The following is a 343-nucleotide window of genomic DNA, read 5'->3' on the forward strand; positions in this document are numbered from 1 at the left end:
GTGGAGCGGGCCCGACCAGCGGTCACTGCAGAGCGTCAGTTCTTCCAACGGGGCTTACGGTCGCCGCCGTTGAAGCTGCCGCCGCGCGAGTCGCGGGCACCGAGGGAACGTCCGCCACGGTCGTCACGGTTGCGGTCGCGGCAGGAACCCTGACGCCGGGGGCCGGGGCGGCGGGCGCGGCGCCGACGGCAGCGGCCATGCCTCCGGTAACCGTGCCGACCGTCCGGGTGGCTTCACCCGCGACGACCGCGGCAGCCGTTCCTTCGGTGACCGCGACCGCAACCGTGACGACCGCGGTGGCCGTTCCTTCGGCGACCGTGACAACCGCTCGGGTGGCTTCGCC

At 74.1% G+C, this 343-nt stretch carries 1 pseudogene; it reads right to left on the reverse strand.

Annotated features, from left to right (window positions below):
• Window positions 1-22 precede the first annotated feature (22 nt).
• Window positions 23-343 (reverse strand): annotated as a pseudogene (locus UK12_RS44050) (hypothetical protein); the annotation flags it as partial.

It is taken from the genome of Saccharothrix sp. ST-888 (assembly GCF_000955975.1).
GTDB lineage: Bacteria > Actinomycetota > Actinomycetes > Streptomycetales > Streptomycetaceae > Kitasatospora.